We start from the raw sequence: 22,441 nt of genomic DNA on the forward strand, positions 1-22,441 counted from the left end.
TTATTGAATTTGGGCAGTCGTTTATTGAATTTGGGCAGTCGTTTATTGAATTTGGGCAGTCGTTTATTGAATTTGGGCAGTCGTTTATTGAATTCGGGCAAGCACCGATAATGCACACATTTAGCCAAGCCACGCCACTACATGTATTTCTTATGTGATTAGGGAATGCTATAAGTAATACGGGCGGAAATTTCACCCTTGAAGATGAAGCTGTCTGCTCGTAGTATTGTTACGATAATTTCAGATTAGATGTTGAAGCCTTGATCCAGTCTGAAACTTTAGAACTACTAGAATGGCACCGCCTCTGCCAGCATATGAGCACATTTGCGGCAACTAAACTAGGGGCGCGAGCCTCACGTCATCTGCCAATTCCTGACTCGAGAGCGGAAAGTGAATACTTGGTTAAGCAAACCAAGGAAGTATACGAATTAGAAAATCGTCTCACCACGGGACTGTCTTTTGAGGGAATTCAAGATATTGGTGATTCCCTTGAACGGGCAGAAATTCAAGGTGTTTTAACTGGTGAGGAACTTTTGGCGATCGCTACTACTCTTGCGGGAACCAGAAATTTACGTCGTGTAATTGACAACCAACCTGATTTACCCATACTGAATCAGTTGATTGCCGATTTACGGACTTATCCAGAACTAGAGCAAGAAATTCACCGTTGTATTGACGATCGCGCACAAGTAGCCGATCGCGCTAGCCAAAAACTCAATGATATTCGCAACGATTTGCGTAAATTACGCAGCCAAATCACTCAAAAACTGCAAAATATTTTACAAGTTAAATATGGCGCAGTTCAAGAACAAATAATTACCCAAAGAGGCGATCGCTACGTCATCCCCGTGAAAGCGCCCCAAAAAGACGCGATTCCCGGCATTGTTCACGATACCTCTACCAGCGGCGCAACGCTTTATATAGAACCTCATTCGATTGTCCCTTGGGGCAATCAACTGCGACAAACAACTAAAAAAGAACAAGCTGAAGAAGAAGCGATTCGCCGCATCTTAACACAGCAAGTGGCAGCAGTCAAGCCAGATTTGGAACGATTGCTCGCAATTGTCACAACTTTGGATTTAGCAAGTGCTAGAGCGCGTTATAGTTTCTGGTTAGGAGCAAATCCCCCCCGATTTATCCAGCGCGAAGAAAATGAAACTATTACCTTACGGCAGTTACGTCATCCGCTTTTAGAATGGCAGCATCAACACGAACAAGGTTCAGCAGTCATTCCCGTGGATTTACTGATTCAACCGCAAATTCGCGTGGTGACGATCACAGGACCAAACACCGGCGGTAAAACTGTCAGCTTGAAAACCCTCGGTTTAGCAGCATTGATGGCGAAGGTGGGTTTATTTGTCCCCGCCCGCGAACCTGTAGAAATACCTTGGTTTGAGAAGGTACTAGCAGATATTGGCGATGAACAATCGCTACAGCAAAGTTTATCCACATTTTCCGGTCACATCCGCCGAATAAGTCGGATTTTAGAGGCTTTGGGAGAGGGGGAGAGGGGGACAGGGGGACAGGGGGACAAGGGGGACAAGGAGGACAAGGAGGACAAGGAGGACAAGGAGGAATTTGCTTCTTCATCCCCCCTATCCCCTCCCACTCCCCAACGCCAGGTGCTTCAAGCCGGGGAACCCGTCCAACGCACTGGCTCCTCCCCACTCCCCACTCCCCACTCCCTAGTCTTGCTAGATGAAGTGGGTGCGGGAACCGATCCGGCTGAGGGTAGTGCTTTAGCGATCGCTTTATTGCGCTATCTGGCTGACAACGCTCAATTAACTATGGCTACAACTCACTTTGGTGAACTAAAAGCACTAAAGTACGAGGATGAGCGGTTTGAAAATGCTTCTGTAGAATTTGACGAAAGTACTCTTTCGCCTACGTATCGCTTGCTTTGGGGAATTCCTGGACGTTCTAATGCTTTGGCGATCGCCCTGCGTTTGGGGTTGAAACCAGAAGTTGTCCTCCAGGCGAAAAGCCAAGTAGGAGAAGCATCAGACGAAGTAAACCAGGTGATTGCTGGTTTAGAAGCGCAACGCCGCCGTCAGGAAACTAAAGCTGCGGAAGCCCAAAATCTGTTGCAGCAAGCAGAGCGTTTATACAAAGAAGTATCCGAAAAATCCGCAAATTTACAGGAGAGAGAGCGCTCTTTGCGGGCTTCGCAGGAAGTAGCCGTACAACAAGCGATCGCCAGCGCTAAAGGTGAAATCGCTTCTATAATTCGCCGCTTGCAGAAAGGTACGCCCACAGCTCAAGATGCTCAAGAAGCGACAAACGCTTTAAATCAAATTAGTCAAAAGTATCAAGCAGCACAACAGGAAAAACCAAAAGCTGGGTTTATGCCGAAAGTAGGCGATCGCATTCGCATCCCGAAGTTAGGGCAAACAGCAGAAGTTTTAACTGTACCTGATGATGATGGTGAGTTAAGCGTGCGCTTTGGCATCATGAAAATGACGGTAAAGCTGGAAGATGTGGAATCTTTGGATGGGAAAAAACCGGAAGCGATCGCTCCTGTTGCCAGCAAACCCGCTAAGGTAACACCACCACCCCAAAGCGCCCCAGCAATTCGCACATCTCAAAATACCGTAGATTTACGCGGAAAACGTGTAGCGGATAGCGAATTGATTTTAGACAAAGCAATTTCTGAAGCAACCGGACCTATCTGGATTATTCACGGACACGGCACTGGTAAGCTGCGGCAAGGTGTTCACGCCTTTTTGCACCAGCACAAGCGAGTTACCCGTTTTGAAGCCGCAGAACAAGCAGATGGCGGATCTGGCGTTACAGTTGCTTACATTGAGTAATGGGGAATGGGGAATGGGGAATGGGGAATGGGGAATGGGTAATGGGGAATGGGTAATGGGCAATGGGTAATGGGTAATGGGTGATGGGGAAGAACGTATTCCCAATTCCCAATTCCCAATTAGCCATTACCAATTCCCCATTACCAATTCCCAATTACCAATTCCCAATTCCCAATTCCCAATTCCCAATGCCCACCTCCTGACTTATACTATGTACTTAAGTATCAGTTAACCCAATCGAGCGCTTTCGTGACTGGGGGCATTACCAAAGTAGATTCAAGTTCCTAATATTTATACTTTGTTCAAGAGAGACTTTCGTCATAAAGTAAGACAAATACATCTGCTGTTGACCTAACTTATAAAAGCAGCTTCATAGCTGGGAAGAGCGATGTTTTTCAGCTAACTTGCGGCTTGTAGCTATGGGAAACCAACCTTAATTATTGCGAGTCTGGTTTCAAAATGGGTAACAGCAACAGCCCAAACCCGCCCGATCACTTATGCTAAAAGTTATGCACTCGGCAGCCAACTCAGCCAATCCAAATTCCCAATGGGAAGACTTAACCCAGCTTTCGGCTCCAAACACAGTTCAGTGGGATAATATCAAAACCCAATTAGACTTAGCACTTTTGGCGCTAGAAACTTTAACTGGTATTGGTTCTGAAGCAATGCTCTCGGCGGCAATTCTTCTGAATTTAGAATCAAAAGTGCCAGATCGTGTGGCGTTGTGGCGACTGCGGCAATCGAATCCTCTACGTAAAGGTACTGGAGGGCGAAAAAAACTAGATGTAGAAGAAGCGCGATCGCTAGTTCTCATCATTTGTTACCTTGCAAAAGAGGATCAAGAATTGATTCGCCGTGCTGTAGGGTTATTAGAACAAATGGCGGAACAAGAGCGCGAACCCCATCAAGCTGCTTTATTAGGAGATTATATTGATGCTTTCTGCAACACCTATCAAGAGCGGATGGAGTCGGATGAGCAAATTTCCACAGATGCACTTACCCACCTAGCATTGAAACTACTGGTAGATTTACTATTTTACAGTAGTCCTGGTGGACATCGCCGTCTCTGGCTAGCACTTATAGATCGTTCCACACAATTTTAGATTTGAGATTTTAGGTTACTAATCACGCATCCACATATCCCAAATCTAAAATCCAAAATCCAAAATCTAAAATCCATAGTTGTTTCCCTCGCACTTTCTGTCATGCCTGTATCAAACCCTGTAATCCGCCGATACACACCTCCCACCTGTACGCTAGAAGTTTTGGCACAAAGCTCATCTTTGTCCGGTTGGATGGGGAAATCTGTGCTAAAGCAGTTAAACTTTGAGCTTCGCTTTGACGATCCGCGACTGCCAGAAGAACGGAGAATATCAATCAAAGGCGATCGCGATCAACTTGAAGCCTTGTATAGTGCAGTGACAAACTACGTGCAGGAATTTCTGCAAAAGTCTCCAGAAAGCTTTTGGGCAAGTTTCTCCGAACCAAATGACTCTACTAAAGTATCAGAACACCCAGAATTAAAAGGCTTTAATCAAGTACTGCCAGAACAAACTTTAAAATCTTCCAAATCATTTAACAATTTCCAGATACCACAAGAAGACATACACTTAGAACCAAGCAGTTATTTAATTCACAACTTGTTTCTCGGTTCCCTCGCTAACCAGATATCTGGAGGCGTAATTCAACTTAGTCTGTTGCAACTGTTCGATTTGGCAACCGCTTTAGATGAATATTCAGCTGAGGTAATGGCGTTACCTACTCTTAATACAACAAGCAGTTCAACTTTTAGCTTGCCTAGTTGGACACCTGCTGCCGCCGTGGTATTAGTAGCTTTGGGTTTAGCACCATTTACTTGGCAATATGCTAACAATATCAGGCAAAAGCAGCAGACAGCTAAAAAAACAGCTTCTACACAAGAAGTAGCCCTGCAACCTTCACCCTCAGCACTTTTGCCAACACCCCAACCTGGACTCACCACCCCAGATAATTTGTTAGTGCCACCGCTAGGAACTACCCCAGCAGTACCAGGTTCTACGCTGCCTAGACCCCCAGCACCCGGTTCTGCACTTCTGCCAACGCCAGTACCCGGTTCGATACTTCCCGCAACGCCTCAACTGCCAGCCGATGCCAAAACTGCCCCAGGTTCTTTACCCTCCGTACCCCAAACAGCGCCGGGATCGACTTTTTCGACAGCGCCATTACCATCAAGCGGCAGTGCTTTAACTATACCTGGGACAACTGCACCAACTCTTTCTCGGTCTTCAGGGAAAACAGCAACCAGCAAATTACCAGATCCGTTTGCGATTCCCACAAATCAACAAACTAGCCGTACAAGTTCAATTCCTAAGAATCAAATTGCTTTGCCAAGTACAGCAAATTTACCATCAAATTTACCTCCCGCCACGGGTGATATATCCTCCGGTATCTCCGCAGCTCCTCCTCTTCCCACCATACCCAATGACCAGCTCGGTAACACCCGTACCTCAGCTTCCTCACCTACAGATCCCTTGGGAACTAATGATAATTCCTTAGTACAGAGATTGAGGCAAGGGCGCAACACTTCTCCAGAGGTAGCAACAGGCACATTGTTTGACACACCCCAGGTGGCAGAAGCGAGAGACTTTTTGAAAAAGCGCTGGCAGCCACCCACAGGATTAAAGCAAACGCTTGAGTACAGTTTAGTAATCGGTGTTGACGGCAAAGTTGAAAGAATTTTGCCTCTCGGAAAAGCCGCTAGAGATTACGTTGACAGCGCCGGAATGCCAGGAATTGGGCAACCTTTTGTCTCGCCCAATAGAAATGGACAAAATGTGAGAATTCGAGCCGTTCTCAGTCCTGATGGCAAAGTGCAGACATTTCCGGAGTCAGAGTGATTAAGCAAAAATATATCTTCTATCGTAGTAAGCGCTGAAGCGCTTCAGCGCTTACTACATCGCTTTATATATTTAAAATAACCCCAATGTGCGTCTTTACCGAAGGAAAAAATAGTATAAAAAACAAAAGGACTGTAGAAACAGCCCTCTATAATTTAAATTGAAATTTTATATTTCAATAACGGGATTTTTTAGGGGTTAATTTTCGCTTTTGACGGCGCCGTGCAGCAGCGACAACCGCTTCTTCCACCGGATAACCTACCACAGGAATTACCTGATATTTGCGCTCTTCTTCTAACTTTTTCAATTCAGTGTAATCTACCCAGTGGATGCAATCAACCGGACAAGTGTCAATTGCTTCTTGAATTACTTCTTCCGCGTCCCCTTCTTGGCGAATTACACGCGATCGCCCGTAATCTGGTTCAATATAAAAAGTGTTACGAGCAACATGGGCACAATGCAAACAGCCAATACAGGTGATTTCATCTACATAAACACCCTTTTGACGCAGCATTCCCCCCAATTCCGGCTCTAAACCAGAGCGTTCCGGCTCATCCCGCAAAAAACCGCCTAATTCTGGTTCTAAACCGGAGCGTTCTTCTTGTTCTTCCTGCGGTAGAAAATCAGACATTACGCACTCCAGCGCTGTACTACTAAGCGAATAGAACCATCTTTATTTTTTTGTTGTTCAGCGACTTGAAAGCCAGCACGAGTACTTTCTTTCACAACCGTGTGATATGCATAACGCTGCGTTACTTGGCGCAAAAAGCCATCAACAGACAAGTTTTGCTGCCAATATTGCAAGTCAGAAACCAATTCGTATTCTAAGCCATTCCATTTAAAGCCAATGTCATAGCCATTGTCTTGTTCAATGGTAACTTCGGCTGCATGAGTTTGACCGCGATAACCGCGCACTTCGCGTGTACCGGGTTTCCAATTTATATCCAAGTCAGTGAGAGCTTCTTTCAATGAGTCAAGATTACGAATTTGCGTCTTAATTTGGCTAAAGTGTGACATGGTGGTTGTGATTTGATGAAACTAAATTTGTTGAAAAACTTACCATTCGCTGAAAGTGGTTTGCGTATTTACCACACCAGATTGTTGCTGCACCTGAGCGGTGAAGAATTCTGAAGTTGGTTCATGACTAAGTACTAGCCCTAGCTGTGCCTCTATTGCTGCCGTAACTTCCGCACAAGAAGCACCAACAATGCCAGTGACTTTCTCTTGTACCCGACCATCTGGATAAATGATGAATTCTAGTGTCTCCATGCTTTTGGCAAACCACGTTCTTTACTTTTGGACGGTACTGTTGTTTTCTTATGGCTAAAATATAGCCATAGGAACATTTTCACGCTTGATACAAACTTGCCACTTTGTTAACTAATGTTCCATCTCTCAAAATATATATCTCAGAATCTTTACAAAAATTATTGATTTTATAAGTCTACACATCTGTCATATGTAAGTTTCCCTTAACCTTCTAAATTAGTCAAGGTGGAAATTAAGCGGTGTTATATAGTCTCAAAAGCTGTAAAAACGAGCATTAGGGAGCATATAACCAGCAGCGCATGTTAGGAAATGACTAAAAGTGTTGACAAAAGTTATCATTATTATGACTTCGCCCAATTCTCAGCAATAGTTGTGTGAGTTGGGTTCTGGGTGATTTAATCCAACAGCAAAGATATAATCGCATTAATTTCTATCTTTAGTTATATAACCAAAGAAGTATATATTATATTTTTGTAGAGCGATACCTAACGGTAAGCTTTCCTGCGGTTCCCGTAGGGTACGCTAACGCACTCTTGATGTTAAGTAGTTCACTCGGCAAACATCTCAGCCAAGATATCGAGAACTACTCTTTGCTCATGGTCACTAATTTGACCAAGTAGTTTGACCAATCGAACTTTATCCACTGTGCGAATTTGATCGAGAACAATCTGCCCATCTTTGCCTTGAAACTGACAAGCTATGCGTGTAGGATATATCTGCCCCTTTGTAGTCATTAGAGCAACAATCACGGTAGCAATATGGCGGTTCATCTCGTCTGGGGAAATAATTACACAGGGGCGCGTTTTCTGAATTTCACTGCCAATAGTGGGATCGAGATTAACTAGGAAAACATCAAAACGCTTAACTACCATTCCCACTCGACCCGATCCCAGTCTGTTGTATTAATATCATCTAGCAGAACATCATCATCTCGCTCTGCCATTGCTGCAAAAGCTTCATCCCACCCAACCCGTAATTGTGGTGCTGCGCGAATAATTAAGCGATCGCCATGAACCTCAATTTCCACCTCTGTGTGAATACCACTTTGTTCTAATAAGGGTTTGGGAATACGAACACCTTGAGAATTGCCGATTCTCACAATTCGGGTTCTAACAGCTGCGCCCATGTTTAGCTCTTTGAGTGAAAAGATGGTAATTACATTGTAGACACAGATTGAGAAATTCTCAAGTGCAGCGAAAAGATAAGCTAGAGCAAGAATAGCGCGATCGCGCTTATGTTCTATGTGTATATGCGATCGCTACTCCAAAAGCCAAGCAAATAAATTTCCCACTGTCAGCTGAACTTCACTCGCAAAACTTGGCACGGGAATTAATGCATCTGGCTCATCAAACACTTCAATTTGTTGGTTCGGACGATAAACAAACACAGTTCGCTCCAGTGGATCGATCAACCATCCCATTTCAGTCTCATATTTCAAGCAATGAAGAATATTTTTCGTCACTTTTGTCTGACTTTGGTCAGGTGACAAAATTTCAATAGTCCAATCTGGAGCAATAGAGAACGTGTTAGCAACTTCTCCATTTTTGTCACGCGGAATTCTGTTCCAAACAAAAACGGCGATATCGGGTACAGTTGAACGACCACCAAAAGTGCAACGCAACTCAGGAAACGCACGAGCTACGCGATAAAGCTTGACTACAGCATTAATAGTGGGTACAAGTTCACCTTGAATCGTACTGTGTTTCCCCTGTGGCATGGGTTTTTGGATAATTTGACCATCAAGATACTCACTGGCAGGTTTCGTTTCTGGTAATTGTAGAAATTCTGCCAATGTCAGATTTTTGGTTACACCTTGTACCATTTTGGGCTTGCCTCTTCCTATTTTATTTCTAATCTCAGCACAACGATGCATGAAAAGAGAAAGACCTGAGTGTTTTAATGCAATACAGTAGTTTTTGTAAGTTAATAGTTTTAGCTGATTGTTGCAATTGATAGTGATGAACAATACTTTATTTGATAAAATCTTCCGTGACAGCGATGGCAATATTGTTATAGCCCAGACGCCAAATCTACCAATTATTCTCTGGGTAACAGCTAGTTTGCTCAAACTAGTTTTTCCAACAGGCGAAATTAATACAGGGTTAGATGTACTTGCTTTTGGCTCATTGTTTACTTGGGCGTGGCTAGAATTATTTCAAGGCGTTAATTATTTTCGTAGGGCACTAGGTCTTGGCGTGCTTATTGCTGTTATGGTGTCAAGAACTGTGGGTATTGATGTACTTGGTTTCTCTCTTTGATGAGAAGCGAAACGCCGTGCGTTGATGCGTAAACACCTGATGGTCTTTTAAACTGATTGTAGGCGATCGCTATGGACTCTATATCTATGATGCGATCGCGTAGCGAAACAAAATTCAAAACCCAATTTACTTTCCAGGTGCGATCGCAAGCTACCTGCCCATCTATTGTTAGTAGATCCTTATAAGTAAAAATGGTTGATCGTGTTGGGTTGTGCAAAGCAATTGCCAAAAATATGTTAGGAAGTGCGATCGCTTAGGATAAATAAAAAGAGGATTAAGTGATGCAACTAGAAGAATACTTCAACTTTCTTGCAGCGAATGATATTCGGCTTAATGGTACACGCATAGGTATTGAAACTATCCTTTACGAGTATATTTATCGCGCTCGCACTCCAGAAGAAATCGCACAAATTTATACATCGCTTACCCTCGAACAAGTCTATGCGACGATTTTGTATTACCTCCACAACAAAGAAGCGGTGAGTAATTATATTGCTGACTGGTTAGAGTGGGGACACAGAATGCGAGAAGAACAGCGACGCAACCCTTCACCTGTTGTACAGAAATTAATGCAATTCAAAGCAGAAAGAGAAGCGATGAAAAAAGGCGAGTAATGCTTAAGTATTTAATGGATGAAAATGTAAATCCAGTTTATATAAATCAATTACGACGAAGAAAACCTGATGCGCGTAATTCGTGCAATAGGAGAACCTGATACACCTTTAAAGGGAACTTTAGACCCGGAAATTCTTATATGGTGTGAAGCACATAATTTTGTATTGGTAACAAATAATCGTACCTCTATGCCTGTACATTTAGTTGACCACATAAATACAGGTCATCATGTACCGGGTATTTTTATACTAAACCCTGATATGGGTATTGGTGAGACAATTGAAGAATTGATTTTAGTTTCTGAAGCTTCTTTTGAAGAAGAATATCAAGACCAAATTATTAATTTGCCAATTTTGGGAATGAGGTTATGAAGTGAAGATGGTAGATAGTGTTGGGTTGTGCTTTGGTGGTCAAAAATAGGAGATATGCGATCGCACTATCGGTTAGTGCGATCGCGTTTCTGCCCATCTATACTAGAGGCTTTCTTCCGTCCGCTCTAATGAGGTTTTATGCCGCTGGGTTGGTTGTGGGTAAGGCTTGGCAAAGGTGAAAGATTCAGGCGAGTCCCCATGTAACCCAAGATACTCCAGCTTTGCTTTGCCCTCTTCTACGGTTGGTAGACAACCAACAGGAATCCACCACATAGCGAAATGCTCTCCTTGATATTTCTTAAACCATTGACGACGGCGGGTAAAAAACTCACCATGCAAACTTTGGTAAACGTATGCTTTTAGATATTCCACACTCTGCCATACAGATAAATTAACGAGCATTCTTGGATCGGGGTACGTGCGAATATCAGTAGCATTGCCAGAAGAAGTTTGTAATCGCCAAATAAAGCCCGGACTTTGATCTGCAACCGCATTTACCTTGCTAAGTGCAGTAGCAAACTCAACCATAATCGGCTCTTCTAAAGAAGCCTTCATCAGGGCTACATTGATTTGTGCAAGGTAATATCCTTCTTGCTGCAATAAATTAGCTTTTTCTAGGGTCATAGTTTTCAGTCTTGCTTTAGAAACCATGACCTGAAGTATCCAAGAACTAAAACTGATTTGTCTTGGACGATATTGACATACTGCGGTAGCGACCTGGTGTGATTCCCATAATTCGCTTGAAGTGACGAGTGAGGTGACTTTGGTCTGACATACCAACGGCGTAAGCAACATCAACAACTGAATTACCTTGGGCTAGAAATTGCTTCGCTTTTTCCACACGGATCTGGTTTAGGTAAGTTAATGGTGGCATTCCTACAGCTTTACGAAACACACGAATCAAGTAGAAACGGTTCAGGTTTGTTAGTTCTACCAGTTGTTCCAATGAGATATTGGATCTGAAATTATCGTGTAGATACTCTTTAATCAACCTAACAACACGTTGTTGTTTGCAAAGGTGGACAGGTCGAATTTTGATATCAGTATAACGGGTAAGGCTCGTTGATAAAACTTCTATTAGTAAAGATTCTTTTTCTAAGCGATCGTGCGTTTGTTCAAGCGCAACATGAAGATAATAGATAATTCTTGCTAAACTCTCATCTTCAACAACTGCTTCCTTAAAATAAGGAAATTCATACGCTTGCATCTCTCCACCCAGTTGTTGGATGAGATTGACACTCGGATACAGCATACGATAAGTGAGTGGCAGATCATTGGCAGAGTAACCTGTGTGAACTTCCTCTGGATTCATAAAAACGATGCTGCTTGGCTTTGCCAAGTAGGTAGAACCTCGATAAAAGTTACCGCCCACCCCAGACTCGATAAGACCTATTGAATAGGTTGGGTGAAAATGACGAGTATAGGTGTGATAGATCGCTTTTGCCCGAAACAATTCTAGGTTATCGAACTCTGGAACTGACCAAAATTTTGTACCCTCATGAGTCGAATAATCCATGTCAATAGAACAGATTGAAGCAGTTTTCGTTTCTGGATATTATTCTATGGAAGAACGCCCGAAAAAGCTGCTGGATTAGGTGCGCGATGACTTTATCGTTACAAAACGCATCTGGAAGCGAAAGAACCCAGGATAATAAAGCATAATTAACATCTATAGCTAAAAGCTATCAGCCATCAGCCAAAAGCTGAGATGATGACTGCTCAAGGCTTTTAATTCAACTTAACTAATTGACTATGAATCCAGAACAAGTCAAAAGTTCTCTAAATATTTCGCCGGCGATACGTGTGGGAGTGCTGGGTTTTGGCGGTTTAGGACAAGCTGCCGCTAAAGTACTCGCTGGTAAACGAGAAATGATTTTAGTCGCAGCAGCAGACAAAGAAGGCTACGCTTACACCAATGAGGGTTTAAATGCTCAAAATTGTATTACAACTTATAACTCTCAAGGTTCGGTGGGTTATTTGGAACCAACTGGTACTTTAACAAATCGCAGTATTCAGGAATTAATCGAAAGCGCTGATTCTGTAGATGGGTATTTTCTCGCTTTACCAAATCTACCGAATAACTTTATTGCTTCTGTAGCGCAGGAGTTTATTAAATCAGGTTGGCGTGGGGTGCTAGTCGATGCAATCAAGCGCACCAGCGCGGTAGAACAACTACTAGCGATGAAAGAGGAATTGCAAGCTGCGGGAATTACTTACATGACAGGGTGTGGTGCAACACCAGGATTGTTAACTGCTGCTGCCGCTTTAGCCGCGCAAAGCTACGCGGAAATACATAAAGTTGAAATTACCTTTGGCGTGGGAATTGCTAACTGGGAAGCTTACCGCGCCACGATCCGCGAAGATATTGCTCATATGCCAGGTTATAGTGTAGAAACTGCCAGAGCAATGACAGATGCGGAAGTAGAAGCATTGCTGGATAAAACCAATGGCGTGCTGACGTTAGAGAATATGGAACATGCCGATGATGTGATGTTGGAATTGGCAGGGATAGTGGAACGCGATCGCGTTACAGTTGGTGGCATAGTCGATACCCGCAATCCCAAAAAGCCCCTCAGCACCAACGTGAAAATCACCGGTCGCACCTTTGAAGGTAAAATTTCCACCCATACCTTCATCTTAGGCGACGAAACCAGCATGGCAGCGAATGTCTGTGGACCAGCCTTTGGCTATCTCAAAGCTGGTATGCAATTGCACAAACGCGGCATTTATGGAATATTCACCGCTGCGGAAATTATGCCCCAGTTTGTTAAGTAATAGTTAGGTAGAGACGTTTTGTCGGAACGTCTCTACGGGAGGCGCAAAGTTAGGAGTTAGGAATTTTTAACTCCTGACTCCTCACTTTTAACTCCTAACTTGTTCTAAGTTGATGGACTTTCTGGAGAGAAAACTTCTAACATATTTTCCTCCGGCAGTGATTCTGGCGTTTGAATTATAAATGGCAGACATGCGCCGACAAGACCGCGCTTAATGCGTTCTGGTGTCTCTGAAAACACCACAAACAAAGGATATATACTATTTATTCCCTCATTCAAAATATGATTGTAGCGGGGAGGCATGAGCCACTGATATTCTTTATCTAGGCAAACTTGAGTTTGTCGCCAGCGTCCCAAGAACTCAGAAAAATCTTCGTGGGGACGATGAATGAAAACCAAAATTTCCACACCGCTTTTGATTTTCCACTCCGGGTCGCACATTAAAATTGCCACATCACAAGGTAGGCAAATAGTCGTTTTTTCTGCTGAGGTGTTGCGAAGACGGACAATTGGTAGAGGAATAGTGATAACGCTTTCATCTGGACGGCGTAAACTGGGAATCATTTCCAAGTATGGTCGATGCTGCTTGAGGAGTGCGATCGCCGACAAGGAATTGCTATACTCAGCCAAGCTAGTTTCGTAATAAGATTTTTGCACAAGCATAATTTAATAAATTACTTAGGTAGAGACGTTCCAGCGGAACGTCTGTACGAAAGTGAGGAGTGAGAAGTTAAGAATAAAATTTATTATTTATAAGTTAAAACTTAAAACAAAGAGTTTTTAACTCTTAACTCCCGTACAGACGTTTTGGATCGAACGTCTCTACCGCTTTTCCCAACTTTTAATCATCTATCCCAGCTTTTCAAATACCTTAAACAGAGGTAGATACATCGCCAGCAAAATTGTGCCAACCATTCCCCCCAGAACCACAATCATAATTGGTTCCAAAATGCTGGTTAGTGCTTTTACTGCCTGCTCGACTTCATCTTCATAAAAATCGGCAACTTTCATCAACATCCCATCTAATTCTCCAGTTTCCTCGCCGATACTAATCATTTGAATTGCCATAGGCGGAAAAACTTTTTCTTTTTGCAAGGCAATGCTGATCATACCTCCTTGTTGAATTTCTGCACGCGCTCCATCAATAGCATTAGCAACTACTTGATTTCCTGAGGTGTCGCGGACAATTTCCAAAGAAGTAAGAATTGGTACACCTGAACGAGTCAAAGCACCAAAAGTCCGGCTAAAACGGGCAACTGCGGATTTTTGGATTAAGTCACCAAATAACGGCATTTTCAGAGAAAGGCGATCGATAGTTTGGCGACCGACAGCAGTTTTGTAGTACTGCTTGTAGGCAATTGTTACACCGATAACAACGCCAAATATAAGAAAAATTCGCCAACTTCTCAAAATTTCACTACAATCCATCAAGAATTGCGTTAGAGGAGGCAATTCAGTGCCTATATCTTTAAAAATACCCGCAAAAATTGGTATCAGAAAAATCGTCATTCCCAAAAAAATTGCAGTAGCCAAAAAACCTACAACCATTGGATAAGACAATGCTGATTTAATTTGGTTTTGTAATCGGGCAACATCTTCTAATAATTTAGCTAAACGATTCATTACTTCATCTAAAACACCGCCAACTTCACCCGCTTGAACCATGCTGACATACAAACCATCAAAGCACTGAGGATGCTTCCGCATCGAGTCAGAAAGATTCATACCGTTTTGGACATCAGCGCTAATGTCTATCAACGATTGTTTTAGTTTAGGATTAGTACATTGCTCAGACAGCACCCCCAGACTTCTGACAATTGCTACTCCCGCATTGATTAGAGCCGCAAATTGACGAGAAAAGACAGCTTTATCCTTAACGGAAACTTTAGCCATTGCTGTCTGTAATTTACTCAAATCAAAGCTGCCGAAACCTTGAGCTTCTTTAAGTTCTTGAACTACAAAACCCTGCTGTCTGAGAGTAGTACGTGCTTGCGCTACCGATTCCGCAACAATTTTTTCTGTTCGGGATTTTCCTTGAGAATCTCGAACACGAGCAACAAAATTTGGCATGGATTATATAGATTTTGGATTGGGAATTGGACAAAGGAGGGCATTGGGCATGGGGCATGGGGCAATGGGCAATGGTAATTGGGAACGTGGTTATTGAGAATAAAGTCAAATCTTTTTCCGATGCCCCATGACGGCAGGTGCTTCAAGCCGGGAAACCCGTCCAACGCACTGCCTCCCCCATGCCCCATGCCCGATTACCCATTGTTAAATTAATGCGCTTTGACAGCTCCTGCTGCTTGTGGCGGGGCACCACCAATGAGGCGCTGAATTTCATCCGGCTTGGAAGTCTTAGACATTGCCGCTTCAAAAGAGATACTTCCGGCTTTGTACATATCAGCTAAAACCTTCTCTAGAGTTTGCATACCTAACTTACCGCCAGTTTGTATAGCTGAATAAATTTGTGCCGTTTTACCCTCGCGAATCAAGTTGGAAATAGCAGGAGTAACAATCATAATTTCTTGAGCCATCACCCGACCAAACTCGCCTGGTTTAGGATTTTTTCTGGGAACCAAAGTTTGGCTAAATACAGCGACTAGCGAGTTAGATAATTGCACCCGTACCTGAGTTTGTCTTTCATGTGGAAAAACGTCAACAATCCGGTCAATAGTTTGTGCTGCTGAACTGGTATGCAAAGTGCCAAATACCAAGTGTCCTGTTTCTGCCGCACTAATTGCCAAAGAAATTGTTTCCAAATCGCGCATTTCCCCCACCAGAATAATATCCGGATCTTCTCGCAACGCTGCTTTTAAAGCATTAGCAAAACTTTTAGTATCTTCATTAAGTTGTCGCTGGTGAACTAAGCTTTTAATCGGTTCGTAAACAAATTCAATCGGATCTTCTACGGTTAAAATATGTTCTGCTCTGGTGCGGTTAATCAAGTCAATCATTGCCGCTAAGGTAGTGGTTTTACCTGAACCCGTGGGACCTGTCACCAAAATCAATCCTCTAGGTTTTTCTGACATTTCCCGCACCACATTTGGCAGACCTAATTTATCAAAGTTAGGAATTTTAGAACTTAACGCCCGCAAACAAGCAGCGTAGGAACCACGCTCTTTATAAACGTTGACACGAAAGCGAGCTAAACCTTTAACTCCATAACTACAATCTAATTCCCATGTTTGTTCTAGAGTTTTGCGCTGAGTATTATTCAGCATACTAAAAATCAGCCTTTGACACTGATCGCCTGTTAATGCCTCATCACCAATAGGTGTGAGTTTGCCGCTGATGCGAAAGTAGGGAGGTAAACCTGCGGATAAATGTAAATCCGAGCCACCCATTTCAATCATCCGCTCCATCAAGTCTTCAATCATCATTTCCATAATTCTGTTTCCTTTTGTTATTTGATAGTTGATAGTTGATAGTTGATAGTTGTTGGTTGATAGTTGATAGTTAACTACTAACCACTAACCACTAACAAACAACTACTAACTAATCGGCAAAACGAGGTGTCATACAATAAGGACAATCTAACCACTCTGGTTTTAATTCGGCGCTACAAGTTCGGCAGGTAAGACCACTTTTGCGTTTGGCTTTTAACTCTGCTTCTAAACCTGTATCGGTGAAAGTTACACGTTCGACTTCTTCCAAAGTGGTTTGTCCTTGACGCACTAAATCCAAGCTGTAAGCCAGCAAAGTTTTCATCCCCTCTTCTACTGCAACTTCCTTAATGCGTTCTGTTGGTGCTTCTTCGTTAATTAAGGTTTGCAGTTTTTCGGTGACTCGCATAACTTCATAAACACCGCAACGTCCTTTGTAGCCATTGCCGTTACAAGTTGGGCAAATATGACCTTTGGAACTAGCTTGTTGAATTTCCTCTGATGTCAAAGAGTTTGCTTTGTAGAAAGTTATACCGACATCTTGAGAAGCGGATAGACCATAGCGGGCTAATTCTTCGGGCGTGGGAGTATAGGGAATGCGACAATCACCACAGACACGCCGTACTAAACGCTGTGCTAAAACGCCAATGAGGGAACTAGAAACCATGAAAGGTTCGATGCCCATTTCTCCCAAACGAGCGATCGCACCTGGGGCATCATTCGTATGTAATGTAGTTAATACTAAGTGACCGGTCAAAGCAGCTTCTATTGCTGTTTTTGCCGTTTCTTTGTCTCGCGTTTCACCCACCAACAACACATCCGGATCTTGCCGCAAAAATGCCCGCAAAGCGGTGGCAAAATCTAGCCCTTTTTCCCGAATTACCTGCACCTGAGTAATCCCCGCCAAGCTATACTCAATCGGGTCTTCTACAGTACTGATATTAATTCCCGGTGTGTTGCGTTCTGCCAGTGCTGAATACAGTGTTGTTGTTTTACCAGAACCAGTTGGTCCTGTTACCAAAATCAGACCAAACGGACGGCTAACCATCTCGTGGACAATCTGCAAACTTTCAGGATCGGCAATTAACTTATCCAATCCCAGTTGTGTAGAGGAGTTATCCAAAATCCGCAACACGACCTTTTCCCCGTAGCGACTGGGTAAGGTATTCACCCGAAAGTCAACTTTGCGCCCTTCAAACATCCGCCGAATGCGTCCATCCTGAGGTAAACGCCGTTCGGCAATATCTAAGTTGGCGATAATTTTAAACCGAGCCGTCACCGCAGGAATGATTTTTTTCGGCAGAGGGTCAAAAGCCTGATTCAACACTCCATCCTTACGAAAACGAATGCGTAAGTTTTCTTCTTGCGGCTCAACGTGAATGTCAGAAACCTTCTCATGCAAAGCTTTGGCAAGAATTCTATTGACTAAGTTGATAACTGGTGCATCTTCTGCACCCTTCATCGCTGCCCCCAAATCAGCTTCCATATCATCGGGGGCATCGTCTAAGTCGAGATTTCCCAGATTTTCTAAGTCTTGATTAATGTCTGTAGACTTTTGTTTTTCCAGGTGCTTTTGCTTAACAGCTAGTTCATCCAAATATTGATTGATTAGTTGCTGGTAGTCCTCCTGGGTAATCACCATCCGCTGCAATGCCAAGCCTTGCGGACGCAAAATGCGATTCAAATCATCCGAAGCCTCTAGATTATCCGGATCGACCATCGCCACTAACACCGAGGGCGGGTTTTGGTCTTCATGTTTTGACAGCGGCACTAAGCGATGGCGACGACAGATATCCGCTGGAATCAGGGTATCAATCAGCTTTCCTACCGTGGTGCTGCCTACTTGACTAACTTCCGGATCGATAAACTCAACACCGTATAGTATTTTAAGTTCAAATAACTGCTGTTTTTTATACTGTCTGAGCAACTCAGGTGATAGTTGTTGCCCAGAAATTGACTCAAGTACTTCTGTTAAGGGTACGCCAGACTTGCGGCTTTCAATTAACGCTTGTCTCATCTGTTCGCTATTAACATAGCCAGATTGCACAAGTTTATTGCCGAAAGGCGAAAATTCAGTTCTTGTAGTAAGAGCGGTACTGCGCCGTTGTTGTGACGAGTAAGTCATAAGTGAGCAATGAGTAGCGGAAACCTCTGGTTAAAGTATTCCCAATCTGATAAAAAGAATTCTCATGCTTATTTACTGAATTTTTGCGAATTGGGAATTGGGCAATGGGCATTGGGCAATGGGCATTGGTAATTGGTAATTGTCCCCCTGCTCCCCCTTGTCTCCCTGCCCCCTGCCCCCTGCCCCCTGCCCCCTGCCCCCTGCCCCATTCCCCATTCCCTATTCCCTACCTTTTTCATTCGGAATGCCGCCATTGGTGCGTCTGGGCTAAGGCGCTCGCCATTTGTCACAATAGAGGACGGTGAGATTGCTTCAAATGAAAATTTCGGCAAAAAATACGCCTCACAGTCAGCGCCAAGTACATTCAACGGCTGTTACTATGTGGGGACTAATTGCCGTAAATACCATTTGGAATGATTACACAATAATGGAAGAGGATAAACAAATAAACAATATAAGCCATCTTTTAGGGTGAACACAGAGGTAAAGTAAGCAATGATGAGCGAGTCCCCAGCCCAAATGAACTATAACGAATCTGGTAGCGAGGTTACTTCACAAGTGACAGCCCAAACCAATACATCAGCAGAGACAGACACACTCATAAATGGTACTGCTGGAACTCCGCAGACTATAACTGATACAGCCGCATTAGCAGAAATGACTCAACAAATAGAGTCACTGAAAGCGCAATTAGAAGAGCGCAACACCCAATATATGCGGATTGGGGCAGATTTTGAGAATTATCGCAAACGCACCAGCAAGGAAAAAGAAGAGCTTGACTTGCTGGTGAAGCGGAATACGATTACGGAATTACTGCCAGTAGTTGATAATTTTGAACGGGCTAGAGCACATCTCAAACCGCAAACTGAGGGTGAATTGACAATTCATAAAAGTTATCAAGGTGTCTACAAGCAACTAGTAGATTGCTTGAAACGCTTGGGTGTGTCACCAATGCGACCCGAAGGTCAAGAATTCGATCCGAACTTGCACGAAGCAGTAATGCGCGAACCTACGGATGAACATCCAGAAGGAACAGTGTTAGAAGAGTTAGTGCGCGGATATTATTTGGGCGATCGCGTGCTTCGCCATGCAATGGTCAAAGTCGCTGCTCCGAAAGAAGACATGCCTCCTGTGGAGGATATTCAGTCGAATCCAGCAATGTAGTTAAACCGCTTTTTTCATTCGTCAAAAGTCAAAAGCAACCCGTCTATAGCACTGGTTTCTTTTGACTACTGACTAACTACTGGTAGCTAAAAGTCATTGGACTTCTTGCAAAGGCGAGCATCGCATACCCAAACTAGGACATGAATATTTACGGTTTTCGCTTATTAATCGCGCTTCTTCCATCGAAAGGAGAAGAATGCTTTTTTTGCGAAAACCGTAAAAAACTTGTCCGTAGTTAAAAAGCTACTCCGCGAAAAATCACGTCTGTAGTTTTGTTAGACAGAAACTTCCACACCAGTCTTGGCTGTCAGTTTATGTCTACATTTTTGTAAGAAGCACTCTGGTAAAAATACCGTTAGTTATGGGAAAAGTTATTGGGATCGACTTAGGCACTACCAATAGTTGCGTCGCAGTATTGGAAGGTGGTCAACCGATTGTCATTGCCAATTCAGAAGGTGGAAGAACCACTCCTAGTATTCTCGGATTTGGCAAAGGTGGGGAGCGCTTAGTCGGTCAATTGGCAAAGCGACAAGCAGTTACAAATGCCGAGAACACAATTTACAGTATCAAGCGATTTATTGGTCGTCGTTGGGATGACACCCAAGTAGAACGCGATCGCGTCCCCTATGCTTGTGTCAAAGGTCGAGATGATACCGTTGATGTGCAAATTCGCGGACGTAACTACACACCGCAAGAAATCTCCGCAATGGTTTTGCAAAAACTCAAACAAGATGCGGAAAATTTCTTAGGTGAAACTGTCACCCAGGCAGTAATTACGGTGCCAGCATATTTCACAGATGCTCAAAGACAGGCAACTAAAGATGCTGGCACGATTGCTGGATTAGAAGTACTGCGAATCATCAATGAACCAACTGCTGCGGCTTTAGCTTTCGGGCTAGACAAGCAAGAGACTGAACAGCTAATTTTAGTATTTGATTTGGGGGGCGGCACCTTTGACGTATCCATTCTCCAACTTGGGGATGGAGTATTTGAAGTTAAGGCGACTTGTGGTAATAACCATCTAGGTGGAGACGACTTTGATAATGCGATCGTCCGCTGGATGATTCAACACTTTTACAAACAAGAAAAAGTTGACCTTTCCCAAGACAAAATGGCGCTGCAACGCTTGCGAGAAGCAGCGGAAAAGGCAAAGATTGAACTTTCCAGCATGGCAAATACTTCAATTAACTTGCCATTTATCACCGCCAATGAAAATGGACCAAAGCATCTAGAAATGGAACTCAGCCGTTCTAAATTTGAAGAACTGGCAAGCCAATTAATTGAAGCTACTATCGAACCGATGGTTCAAGCGCTCAAAGATGCAGAGTTGAAACCACAAAACATAGATAAAATTATTTTGGTGGGCGGTTCTACGCGCATTCCCGCAGTTCAAAACGCCCTGATTAGATTTTTCAACGGCAAAGCACCCGATCGCTCTATCAATCCTGACGAAGCAGTGGCACTCGGCGCTGCAATTCAAGCCGGGGTGTTGGGTGGTGAAGTCGAGAATCTCTTACTTTTGGATGTTACACCTTTATCGCTGGGATTGGAAACTTTAGGAGAAGTGTTCACTAAAATTATTGAACGCAATACTACAATTCCTACCAGCAAGTCTCAAGTGTTTTCCACCGCAACCGATGGACAAACAAGCGTGGAAATTCACGTCCTTCAAGGTGAACGGGCAATGGCAAGGGATAATAAAAGTCTCGGTAAATTCCTTCTTACTGGAATTCCCCCCGCATCCCGTGGTGTGCCGCAAATCGAAGTATCATTTGAAATCGATGTCAACGGCATCCTCAAGGTTTCCGCTCAAGACAAAGGCACCGGTAGAGAACAAAGTATTCGGATTACCAACACAGGTGGTTTGAGTACCCACGAAGTGGAACGGATGCGGCAAGAAGCGGAAAAGTTTGCAGAACTTGATAGAAAACGCATACAACTGGTTGAATTAAAAAACCAAGCGGATACTCTGTTGTTAAGTTACGAATCGACTTTAAAGGATAATGGCAACTTAATTGCCGATTCGATGAAAGCTTTGGCAAAGGAAAAAGTCACAAAACTCCAACTAGTGATGATTCAAGACGGTATCTCACCAGAAGAATTCAAACAGTGCTTGGATGACTTTCAACAAACTTTGTTTGCTATTGGTGCCGATGTATACAACCGAGCGACAGTGCCTAGTGATGAAGTAGCTCAGACTTCAGATATTCCCTTTACTCCTAGTGTTGAACCAGTGAATGGAACGATCGCACCTCAATTTAACTTTGATTTTGAAGACGAGGGTACCTTACAAGCGGATTATGAGGCGATCGATTAAAGGGTAATTGGTAATTGGGCATTGGGCATTGGGCATTGGGCATTGGGCATAGGGCATTGGGCTTTTCCTCTTTCCCCATTCCCCATTCCCCATTCCCCATTCCCATTGCCCATTGCCCCATGCCCAATGCCCATTCTTGCGAAACGTGGTGTTGTACCGCAATGGTTTGTTAGATTGTAGAAGCGAATTGCCGTAGACTACACGGTGTGCTATTACAGATGCGATTAAACGTATATGGGGGTTTTCCACACCTCTAGGTGCGGCTAGCTCCTCTGTTGATCGGCGGGGTTTTACCGTTCTGCGTAGCACAATTGTAAAAGAAACAGCCAATCGGCAGTGAGAAGTTTGAGCAAAAAACTTGCCCAAAGTTAGCTTTCTTTAAGCCTGATGCAGGGCAAGTTGCTTTTAATTGGGTAGATGATTGTCCTGTTTTAGGAGCAAAGCATCTCATGCTCAAAATATAAAGAGTGATTTTT

The 22,441-nt window shown here is 43.5% G+C and carries 23 protein-coding genes and 1 pseudogene; 9 read left to right on the plus strand and 15 right to left on the minus strand.

Annotated features, from left to right (window positions below; translation table 11 throughout):
• Nucleotides 1-314: 314 nt before the first annotated feature.
• Nucleotides 315-2,810, plus strand: a complete 2,496-nt coding sequence (locus PI95_RS22600) for an endonuclease MutS2 (RefSeq protein ID WP_444881580.1) — start codon at nt 315-317, stop codon at nt 2,808-2,810.
• Here the strand turns inward: PI95_RS22600 and PI95_RS22605 are convergent.
• The gene (locus PI95_RS22605; RefSeq protein WP_163519108.1) at nt 2,788-2,937 is read right to left on the minus strand and encodes an alpha/beta hydrolase; all 150 of its coding nucleotides are present in this window, start codon (nt 2,935-2,937) and stop codon (nt 2,788-2,790) included. The genes PI95_RS22600 and PI95_RS22605 overlap by 23 nt on opposite strands.
• Nucleotides 2,938-3,307: 370 nt before the next feature.
• Here PI95_RS22605 and PI95_RS22610 point away from each other — a divergent pair, with 370 nt between their 5' ends.
• Nucleotides 3,308-3,913, plus strand: a complete 606-nt coding sequence (locus PI95_RS22610) for a DUF3038 domain-containing protein (protein WP_039743215.1) — start codon at nt 3,308-3,310, stop codon at nt 3,911-3,913.
• Nucleotides 3,914-4,015: 102 nt separating this feature from the next.
• Nucleotides 4,016-5,686, plus strand: coding sequence for a DUF4335 domain-containing protein (locus PI95_RS22615; RefSeq protein ID WP_039743213.1), 1,671 nt, complete (start codon nt 4,016-4,018; stop codon nt 5,684-5,686).
• A 175-nt stretch (nt 5,687-5,861) separates the two neighbouring features.
• Here the strand turns inward: PI95_RS22615 and PI95_RS22620 are convergent, their stop codons facing one another.
• From PI95_RS22620 to PI95_RS22645, 6 genes are all read right to left on the minus strand, one after another.
• The gene (locus PI95_RS22620) at nt 5,862-6,317 is read right to left on the minus strand and encodes a ferredoxin (RefSeq protein ID WP_039743211.1); all 456 of its coding nucleotides are present in this window, start codon (nt 6,315-6,317) and stop codon (nt 5,862-5,864) included.
• Nucleotides 6,317-6,703 (minus strand): DUF1257 domain-containing protein, encoded by a 387-nt coding sequence (locus PI95_RS22625; RefSeq protein WP_039743209.1) that lies wholly within the window; start codon nt 6,701-6,703, stop codon nt 6,317-6,319. Before PI95_RS22625 ends, PI95_RS22620 begins: the two co-directional genes overlap by 1 nt.
• 39 nt (nt 6,704-6,742) lie before the next feature.
• Nucleotides 6,743-6,955: a DUF2997 domain-containing protein gene (locus PI95_RS22630; protein WP_039743207.1), complete on the minus strand. Its 213-nt coding sequence runs from the start codon at nt 6,953-6,955 to the stop codon at nt 6,743-6,745.
• Between the two features lie 548 nt (nt 6,956-7,503).
• Entirely contained in the window at nt 7,504-7,827 is a 324-nt protein-coding gene (locus PI95_RS22635) for a type II toxin-antitoxin system PemK/MazF family toxin (protein WP_201280567.1), read from the minus strand.
• A complete protein-coding gene (locus tag PI95_RS22640) occupies nt 7,821-8,081 on the minus strand; it encodes an AbrB/MazE/SpoVT family DNA-binding domain-containing protein (protein WP_039743203.1) in 261 nt (86 codons plus the stop codon). Before PI95_RS22640 ends, PI95_RS22635 begins: the two co-directional genes overlap by 7 nt.
• Nucleotides 8,082-8,213: 132 nt before the next feature.
• Nucleotides 8,214-8,777, minus strand: coding sequence for a Uma2 family endonuclease (locus PI95_RS22645; protein WP_039744054.1), 564 nt, complete (start codon nt 8,775-8,777; stop codon nt 8,214-8,216).
• Nucleotides 8,778-8,913: 136 nt separating this feature from the next.
• On the opposite strand from PI95_RS22645, the gene PI95_RS22650 reads away from it, so the two are divergent.
• From PI95_RS22650 to PI95_RS22660, 3 genes are all read left to right on the plus strand, one after another.
• A complete protein-coding gene (locus PI95_RS22650; RefSeq protein WP_039743201.1) occupies nt 8,914-9,213 on the plus strand; it encodes a hypothetical protein in 300 nt (99 codons plus the stop codon).
• 281 nt (nt 9,214-9,494) lie between these two features.
• Nucleotides 9,495-9,827 carry a DUF433 domain-containing protein gene (locus tag PI95_RS22655; protein ID WP_039743199.1) on the plus strand — a complete coding sequence of 111 codons (333 nt, stop codon included), beginning with the start codon at nt 9,495-9,497 and terminating at the stop codon, nt 9,825-9,827.
• A 69-nt stretch (nt 9,828-9,896) separates the two neighbouring features.
• Complete coding sequence (locus tag PI95_RS22660; RefSeq protein WP_236117156.1) at nt 9,897-10,199, plus strand: DUF5615 family PIN-like protein; 303 nt, start codon at nt 9,897-9,899, stop codon at nt 10,197-10,199.
• 102 nt (nt 10,200-10,301) lie between these two features.
• Here the strand turns inward: PI95_RS22660 and PI95_RS22665 are convergent, their stop codons facing one another.
• Both PI95_RS22665 and PI95_RS22670 read right to left on the minus strand, forming a co-directional pair.
• Nucleotides 10,302-10,823 (minus strand): DUF3291 domain-containing protein, encoded by a 522-nt coding sequence (locus PI95_RS22665; protein WP_052324880.1) that lies wholly within the window; start codon nt 10,821-10,823, stop codon nt 10,302-10,304.
• Between the two features lie 46 nt (nt 10,824-10,869).
• The gene (locus tag PI95_RS22670) at nt 10,870-11,715 is read right to left on the minus strand and encodes an AraC family transcriptional regulator (RefSeq protein WP_039743197.1); all 846 of its coding nucleotides are present in this window, start codon (nt 11,713-11,715) and stop codon (nt 10,870-10,872) included.
• A 236-nt stretch (nt 11,716-11,951) separates the two neighbouring features.
• Between PI95_RS22670 and bioU the strand changes: the two genes are divergently transcribed.
• On the plus strand, nt 11,952-12,974 hold the full coding sequence (gene bioU, locus PI95_RS22675) for a (S)-8-amino-7-oxononanoate synthase BioU (protein ID WP_039743194.1): 1,023 nt from the start codon (nt 11,952-11,954) through the stop codon (nt 12,972-12,974).
• Between the two features lie 104 nt (nt 12,975-13,078).
• Here the strand turns inward: bioU and PI95_RS22680 are convergent, their stop codons facing one another.
• The 5 genes from PI95_RS22680 to PI95_RS22700 form a co-directional block, all read right to left on the minus strand.
• Nucleotides 13,079-13,636, minus strand: coding sequence for a hypothetical protein (locus tag PI95_RS22680; protein ID WP_039743192.1), 558 nt, complete (start codon nt 13,634-13,636; stop codon nt 13,079-13,081).
• Between the two features lie 186 nt (nt 13,637-13,822).
• Nucleotides 13,823-15,043 carry a type II secretion system F family protein gene (locus PI95_RS22685; protein WP_039743190.1) on the minus strand — a complete coding sequence of 407 codons (1,221 nt, stop codon included), beginning with the start codon at nt 15,041-15,043 and terminating at the stop codon, nt 13,823-13,825.
• Nucleotides 15,044-15,252: 209 nt separating this feature from the next.
• A complete protein-coding gene (locus tag PI95_RS22690; protein WP_039743188.1) occupies nt 15,253-16,362 on the minus strand; it encodes a type IV pilus twitching motility protein PilT in 1,110 nt (369 codons plus the stop codon).
• A 109-nt stretch (nt 16,363-16,471) separates the two neighbouring features.
• Nucleotides 16,472-18,484 carry a GspE/PulE family protein gene (locus PI95_RS22695; RefSeq protein ID WP_039743187.1) on the minus strand — a complete coding sequence of 671 codons (2,013 nt, stop codon included), beginning with the start codon at nt 18,482-18,484 and terminating at the stop codon, nt 16,472-16,474.
• A 72-nt stretch (nt 18,485-18,556) separates the two neighbouring features.
• On the minus strand, nt 18,557-18,700 hold the full coding sequence (locus tag PI95_RS22700) for a hypothetical protein (protein WP_163519106.1): 144 nt from the start codon (nt 18,698-18,700) through the stop codon (nt 18,557-18,559).
• Between the two features lie 208 nt (nt 18,701-18,908).
• On the opposite strand from PI95_RS22700, the pseudogene grpE reads away from it, so the two are divergent.
• Both grpE and dnaK read left to right on the plus strand, forming a co-directional pair.
• Nucleotides 18,909-19,648: pseudogene (gene grpE / locus PI95_RS22705) on the plus strand (nucleotide exchange factor GrpE).
• A 361-nt stretch (nt 19,649-20,009) separates the two neighbouring features.
• Nucleotides 20,010-21,965, plus strand: a complete 1,956-nt coding sequence (gene dnaK / locus PI95_RS22710) for a molecular chaperone DnaK (protein ID WP_039743183.1) — start codon at nt 20,010-20,012, stop codon at nt 21,963-21,965.
• Here dnaK and PI95_RS22715 read toward each other — a convergent pair.
• On the minus strand, nt 21,936-22,331 hold the full coding sequence (locus tag PI95_RS22715; RefSeq protein WP_163519107.1) for a hypothetical protein: 396 nt from the start codon (nt 22,329-22,331) through the stop codon (nt 21,936-21,938). The two genes, dnaK and PI95_RS22715, sit on opposite strands and share 30 nt — an antisense overlap.
• Nucleotides 22,332-22,441: the final 110 nt, after the last annotated feature.

Origin of the sequence: Hassallia byssoidea VB512170 (assembly GCF_000817785.2) — a bacterium.
Taxonomy (GTDB): domain Bacteria; phylum Cyanobacteriota; class Cyanobacteriia; order Cyanobacteriales; family Nostocaceae; genus Hassallia; species Hassallia carrinoi.

Coding starts and splice junctions, on each gene's coding strand:
- PI95_RS22650 (WP_039743201.1), top strand. CDS start 8,914: ATGAACAATACTTTATTTGATAAAATCTTCCGTGACAGCGATGGCAAT.
- bioU (WP_039743194.1), top strand. CDS start 11,952: ATGAATCCAGAACAAGTCAAAAGTTCTCTAAATATTTCGCCGGCGATA.
- PI95_RS22615 (WP_039743213.1), top strand. CDS start 4,016: ATGCCTGTATCAAACCCTGTAATCCGCCGATACACACCTCCCACCTGT.
- PI95_RS22640 (WP_039743203.1), bottom strand. CDS start 8,081: ATGGGCGCAGCTGTTAGAACCCGAATTGTGAGAATCGGCAATTCTCAA.
- PI95_RS22605 (WP_163519108.1), bottom strand. CDS start 2,937: ATGGCTAATTGGGAATTGGGAATTGGGAATACGTTCTTCCCCATCACC.
- PI95_RS22610 (WP_039743215.1), top strand. CDS start 3,308: ATGCTAAAAGTTATGCACTCGGCAGCCAACTCAGCCAATCCAAATTCC.
- PI95_RS22645 (WP_039744054.1), bottom strand. CDS start 8,777: ATGGTACAAGGTGTAACCAAAAATCTGACATTGGCAGAATTTCTACAA.
- dnaK (WP_039743183.1), top strand. CDS start 20,010: ATGGGAAAAGTTATTGGGATCGACTTAGGCACTACCAATAGTTGCGTC.
- PI95_RS22620 (WP_039743211.1), bottom strand. CDS start 6,317: ATGTCTGATTTTCTACCGCAGGAAGAACAAGAAGAACGCTCCGGTTTA.
- PI95_RS22600 (WP_444881580.1), top strand. CDS start 315: ATGAGCACATTTGCGGCAACTAAACTAGGGGCGCGAGCCTCACGTCAT.
- PI95_RS22665 (WP_052324880.1), bottom strand. CDS start 10,823: ATGACCCTAGAAAAAGCTAATTTATTGCAGCAAGAAGGATATTACCTT.
- PI95_RS22660 (WP_236117156.1), top strand. CDS start 9,897: ATGCGCGTAATTCGTGCAATAGGAGAACCTGATACACCTTTAAAGGGA.
- PI95_RS22695 (WP_039743187.1), bottom strand. CDS start 18,484: ATGACTTACTCGTCACAACAACGGCGCAGTACCGCTCTTACTACAAGA.
- PI95_RS22685 (WP_039743190.1), bottom strand. CDS start 15,043: ATGCCAAATTTTGTTGCTCGTGTTCGAGATTCTCAAGGAAAATCCCGA.
- PI95_RS22670 (WP_039743197.1), bottom strand. CDS start 11,715: ATGGATTATTCGACTCATGAGGGTACAAAATTTTGGTCAGTTCCAGAG.
- PI95_RS22625 (WP_039743209.1), bottom strand. CDS start 6,703: ATGTCACACTTTAGCCAAATTAAGACGCAAATTCGTAATCTTGACTCA.
- PI95_RS22700 (WP_163519106.1), bottom strand. CDS start 18,700: ATGGGGAATGGGGCAGGGGGCAGGGGGCAGGGGGCAGGGGGCAGGGGG.
- PI95_RS22635 (WP_201280567.1), bottom strand. CDS start 7,827: ATGGTAGTTAAGCGTTTTGATGTTTTCCTAGTTAATCTCGATCCCACT.
- PI95_RS22655 (WP_039743199.1), top strand. CDS start 9,495: ATGCAACTAGAAGAATACTTCAACTTTCTTGCAGCGAATGATATTCGG.
- PI95_RS22680 (WP_039743192.1), bottom strand. CDS start 13,636: ATGCTTGTGCAAAAATCTTATTACGAAACTAGCTTGGCTGAGTATAGC.
- PI95_RS22630 (WP_039743207.1), bottom strand. CDS start 6,955: ATGGAGACACTAGAATTCATCATTTATCCAGATGGTCGGGTACAAGAG.
- PI95_RS22690 (WP_039743188.1), bottom strand. CDS start 16,362: ATGGAAATGATGATTGAAGACTTGATGGAGCGGATGATTGAAATGGGT.